Below are 233 nucleotides of genomic sequence, written 5' to 3' on the forward strand. Positions count from 1 at the left end.
CCGGTGTGGCCAGGCCTTGAACTGTAAATTGGTGGAGCTAGACGGGATCGAACCGTCGACCTCTTGCATGCCATGCAAGCGCTCTCCCAGCTGAGCTATAGCCCCGGATTTTCGCCTCGCGGCGCAGCGACATCTTGCAACATCGCTTGTGTAAAACTGGCGTCCCCTAGGGGACTCGAACCCCTGTTACCGCCGTGAAAGGGCGGTGTCCTAGGCCACTAGACGAAGGGGAC

General features: G+C 59.7%; 2 tRNA genes. Both read right to left on the reverse strand.

The window, feature by feature from the left end:
* Window positions 1-29: 29 nt before the first annotated feature.
* Window positions 30-105, reverse strand: a tRNA-Ala gene (locus FW796_RS31910).
* 52 nt (window positions 106-157) lie between these two features.
* Window positions 158-233, reverse strand: a tRNA-Glu gene (locus FW796_RS31915).

It is taken from the genome of Pseudomonas sp. 910_21 (assembly GCF_052850735.1).